At 71.6% G+C, this 2,738-nt stretch carries 3 protein-coding genes and 2 pseudogenes; 1 reads left to right on the forward strand and 4 read right to left on the reverse strand.

Going from position 1 to position 2,738, the window contains the following annotated elements; genetic code table 11:
* A pseudogene (locus ACWEBX_RS38945) lies at positions 1–253 on the forward strand (hypothetical protein); the annotation flags it as partial.
* A gap of 25 nt (positions 254–278) precedes the next feature.
* Here ACWEBX_RS38945 and ACWEBX_RS38950 read toward each other — a convergent pair.
* The 4 genes and pseudogenes from ACWEBX_RS38950 to ACWEBX_RS38965 form a co-directional block, all read right to left on the reverse strand.
* Positions 279–1,199, reverse strand: a complete 921-nt coding sequence (locus ACWEBX_RS38950) for a LysR family transcriptional regulator (RefSeq protein WP_451889436.1) — start codon at positions 1,197–1,199, stop codon at positions 279–281.
* 10 nt (positions 1,200–1,209) lie between these two features.
* On the reverse strand, positions 1,210–2,352 hold the full coding sequence (locus tag ACWEBX_RS38955) for an NAD(P)/FAD-dependent oxidoreductase (protein WP_451889437.1): 1,143 nt from the start codon (positions 2,350–2,352) through the stop codon (positions 1,210–1,212).
* On the reverse strand, positions 2,349–2,537 hold the full coding sequence (locus ACWEBX_RS38960; RefSeq protein ID WP_451889438.1) for a ferredoxin: 189 nt from the start codon (positions 2,535–2,537) through the stop codon (positions 2,349–2,351). Before ACWEBX_RS38960 ends, ACWEBX_RS38955 begins: the two co-directional genes overlap by 4 nt.
* A pseudogene (locus tag ACWEBX_RS38965) lies at positions 2,534–2,738 on the reverse strand (hypothetical protein); the annotation flags it as partial. The pseudogene ACWEBX_RS38965 and the gene ACWEBX_RS38960, both read right to left, overlap by 4 nt.

Consider the following 2,738-nt stretch of genomic DNA (forward strand, 5'->3'; position numbering starts at 1 on the left):
GTCGCCGGTCCGGCGGTCGTACGTCAGCGTCGTGTCCGTGTACAGCCGGCCGAAGGAGGAGGCCATCAGCGACATCGAGGACGGTCTGACGGAGGCTGGGCGCTTCGCCCCCCATCAACGCCGCTTCCGGGGGGTGCTGGCCATGGCCGAGCTGGACTACATCGCCCAGCACTGGGGCGATGCCGACTGGAAGCTCACTCGCGAGCAGATGCTCGACGAGCTCGGCGCGAGCTGGGTGCGGCTGCTGACCTGACTGCCACGGGCAGGACCGATCCGTCTCACCCCTCGGGTGCGGCGTCGTACAGCAAGGCCCGCAGCCAGTCGACGAAGTGGCGGTCGGCCAGCCGCGGGTTCCACACCATGTCGATGCCGAGTCCGGGCAGTGGGAACGGGAACTCCTCGATCCGCAGGTCGGCGAGGGTGCGCATGGTGGCGGCGACTCTGTACCGCAACAGGGCGACGCCGCCGGCGCGGGCCACGTGAAAGGGCACGAGCAGAAAGTCGGAGATCCACAGTCCGACGCGGTAGGGAATGCCTTCGTCCTCCAGTACCGAGTACGGGAAGACCCGCCGGTCGGTGTCGACGACGACGTGCGGTTCGGTGGTGAGCAGGTCGAGCGCACTCGCCTGCGGCGGGGTGTCCGGCGCGGCCACCACCACACAACGGTCGTCGTAGAGCCGCTCGCGCGGATACGGCGAGGCGTGCCCCTCGGAGATCAGGACGACGTCCACACCCCCTTCGGTGAAGGTGGCGTCGGTCGGCACGGTGATCGTCCGCACCCGCAGCGTGACGTGCGGCGCGCGCTCGGCGACGAGCCGCGTCAGCCGGGGGCCGACGACGAACGCCGTGCTGTTCGTCATGGCGACGGTGATGACCCGCTGGTCCGTGGCGGGGTCGAAGGAGGGGAAGTCGACGATCTGCGCTGCCTGTTGCAGCGTGCCACGCAGTGGCGCGATCAGCTCCAGCGCGCGTGGGGTGAGCGTGACGCCGCTGCCCTGCCGGACGACGAGGTCATCGTCCAGCAGGCGCCGCATCCGGGTCAGGGCGTGGCTCATGGCCGGTTGCGACAGCCCGACCCGCTCCGCCGCCTTGGTCACCGACCGTTCCTCGAGCAGGGCGAGAAGAGGCACCAGCAGGTTGAGATTGACCGACGCCAGCCGGTCCAGTCCTGACGCGCTGGTGCCCTTCTCGCCGCTCATGGCGCACACCCTATGCGGGCGCCAGGGTCATGCGGCGCAGCCGGGGGACGGGAATGCGGTAGTCCAGCGCGACGGCCGTGGTGCTGCCGTCCTTCTGCCGCCAGGTCATCAGTGCCGGGCCGCCGCCGGGTTCCCCGTCGGCGTACGCCGGTTCCCCCTCCGCGGGCAGATGACCGACGGCCTTGAGGGTCCGCCCGAACTGCTCGGTCCAGAAGTACGGCTGGAACGAGAGCGGTGGGGCGTCGTCGCCGTGGACGAGTGCCCGCGCGGCGGCCTTCGCCTGGTCGATGGCGCTGCTCCACAACGGGACCCGGCGCAGTCCTTGCGGGGTGGGAAAGGCGGCGAGATCGCCGATGGCCGCGACGCCGGGACGGGCGAGGCCGCGTGTGTCGACGGGGACGGCGCCGTTGACGACGAGCCCGGTGCCGGCGAGCCATTCGGTGTTGGGGACGTCACCGACGGCGGTGAGCAGGACCTCCGCCCGCAGCACCGTGCCGTCGTCGAGTGCGACCCGGGCGTCGCCGGCTCGCCCCTGCACCCGCGCCAGACCGGCTTTCACCACGGTGAGCCCTCGCTCGCGGGCGGCGGTGGTGAAGACGCGGCCGAGATGGGGACCGAGATGGTCGGTCAGCGGCTCCCCCTGCGAGACGAGGGTGACCCGGCAGCCGGCGGCCAGGCACCCCGAGGCGATCTCCATGCCGAGCGGGCCGCCACCGACGACAAGGACAGAGGGTCGGCCGGCCAGGCGGCGGCGCAGCGCCAGCGCGTCGTCGAGCCCGCGCAGGGTGACCTCGTCGGGCAGTTCGGACAACCGTCTCGCCCGGGAGCCGGTGGCGAGGACGACGCCGTCGTACGGCAGGGCGGTGCCGTCGTCGAGCTTTACGAGCCGCCGGTCCGGGTCGAGCCCTGTCGCGCGCGTGCCGAGCAGTTCCCTCGCCCCATGGGAGGCCGGGGGCAGCGCGTGCAAGGAGGGGGCGTCGCCGTCGAGCAGCAGCGCCTTCGACAGGGCGGGCCGGCTGTACGCCGGGTGGGTTTCGTCGCCGATGACGGTCAGCTCGCCTTCGAAGCCTGCCTCGCGGAGCGTGTCGGCGGCAGTGAGCCCGGCGATGCCGTTGCCCACGACGACGACCCGTTTCAGGGCAGCGGTGCTCATTCGACCCTCAGCGCGGCGACCGGACACACCCGCGAGGCGGCCCGGGCGAGTGCGGTGTCGCTTCCATCGACCTCCTGGCGGTCGAGCACCAGTTCGCCGTCGTCGTCGAGATGCATGAGCTGCGGGGCGGCCTCTTCGCACAGGCCGTGGCCCTCGCAGCGGGGGCGGTCGAGAACGATCCTCATACAGGGATCACCTCCAGGACGGGGAGCTCCTCGATGCTCCGGGTGATATTGCTCGGGACTCGGACCTCGGGCCCGACGACGAGGCGCTGCACGCGCCGGGACAGGGCTTCGATCACGGCGTGAGCTTCCAGACGGGCGAGCCCTTGGCCCGCGCAGCCGTGTGCTCCTTCGCGGAGATGTTCTCGCCCTTGCGGATGATGA

This window comes from Streptomyces sp. NPDC005070 (genome assembly GCF_053600395.1).

Coding starts and splice junctions, on each gene's coding strand:
- ACWEBX_RS38950 (WP_451889436.1), bottom strand. CDS start 1,199: ATGAGCGGCGAGAAGGGCACCAGCGCGTCAGGACTGGACCGGCTGGCG.
- ACWEBX_RS38955 (WP_451889437.1), bottom strand. CDS start 2,352: ATGAGCACCGCTGCCCTGAAACGGGTCGTCGTCGTGGGCAACGGCATC.
- ACWEBX_RS38960 (WP_451889438.1), bottom strand. CDS start 2,537: ATGAGGATCGTTCTCGACCGCCCCCGCTGCGAGGGCCACGGCCTGTGC.